2 protein-coding genes are annotated in these 1,397 nt (G+C 53.3%); both read right to left on the bottom strand.

Annotation, left to right across the window (positions count from 1 at the left end):
- A partial coding sequence (locus ACTHS3_RS13120) for a tRNA (adenosine(37)-N6)-threonylcarbamoyltransferase complex transferase subunit TsaD (protein ID WP_440368142.1) occupies nt 1-602 on the bottom strand: 602 nt, incomplete at its 3' end.
- Between the two features lie 99 nt (nt 603-701).
- Nucleotides 702-1,397, bottom strand: a 696-nt coding sequence (gene ccsB / locus ACTHS3_RS13115) for a c-type cytochrome biogenesis protein CcsB (RefSeq protein ID WP_440368141.1), incomplete at its 5' end; no start/stop codon positions are given.

Genomic DNA, 1,397 nt, shown 5'->3' with positions numbered 1-1,397 from the left:
ATAGGACGTGGGAATGTGAAGGCATCAGGCGTGCCGAGTTTGGCCAGCTCGGATAATTTGGCACCGCCGGGATAAGGTAAACCCAACAGCTTGGCCGTTTTGTCGAACGCCTCGCCTGCCGCATCGTCCACGCTTTCGCCCAACAAGGTGTAATCGCCGATACCGCGTACAGCCATAAATTGCGTATGTCCGCCCGACACCAGCAAAGCGACAAATGGAAATTCAGGCTTGTCGTCTGCCAACAAAGGCGAGAGCAAATGGCCTTCAAGATGGTGGACAGGGATAACGGGCTTACCGATGGCAAATGCCAAGGCGTTGGCGAAGCCTGAACCGGCCAGCAATGCGCCGCCCAAGCCCGGACCTTGCGTAAAGGCAACCGCGTCGATGTCGGCATAGCCTACGCCTGCTTCCTTCAAGCAACCTTGCGTCAACGGCACGACACGGCGGATATGGTCGCGACTGGCCAATTCGGGGACAACGCCGCCGTATTCGGCGTGCATCGCCATTTGTGTGTGCAAATGATGCGCCAACAGGCCGCGCTCGGTATCGTAGAGCGCAACGCCGGTTTCGTCGCAAGATGATTCAATTCCTAATACCAACATGGTTTGAGGCCGTCTGAAAAAATGATTAAAAACGATTCAGACGGCGTTTTCTCCGAAAACGGAAAAAGGCCGTCTGAAATAAAGTGCGGAATAAGCGGTTTACAAAGTGCCGTAAGAATGCAGGCCGCTCAAGAACATATTCACGCCGATAAAGGCAAAGGCGGTAATGACCAGGCCGATGACTGCCCACCAAGCCAACACCCTGCCGCGCCAGCCTGCCACCAGCCGCAAATGCAACCAAACAGCGTAATTCAGCCAAACGATGAATGCCCAAGTTTCTTTCGGGTCCCAGCTCCAATAGCGACCCCACGCAGAGGCTGCCCACAATGCGCCGAGAATGGTGGCAATCGTGAAGAATAAGAAACCGACAGCAATCGCTTTGTACATAACTTCTTCAATGACTTGCGAGTGCGGCAGCCATGATTTTTTGCCCGCATCTTCTTTTCTGAGCGCCAGCAGTTCGGCAATACCCAGCATGGCAGCGATACAGAATGCGCCGTAGCCGATAAAGTTGGCCGGAACGTGGATTTTCATCCACCAAGACTGCAAAGCCGGAATCAGCGGCTGAATGGCATGAGCCTCGCGTGAAACGCTGTACCATAAGACAAATCCGACCACAATTGCCATAAAGCTGAAGACAAAGCCACCCAGTTTTTGTACGGCAAAACGGCCTTCGTAATAGAGGTACATCAGTGCCGTAATGACCAAGAACAAGATAAATACTTCGTAAAGGTTGGAAACCGGAATATGGCCGGCATCGGGACGCAGCAGATAGCTTTCATGCCAGCGTACCAG

The organism is Neisseria sp. P0009.S007, from assembly GCF_051962515.1.
This window is presented reverse-complemented; position numbering and strand designations above follow the sequence as displayed.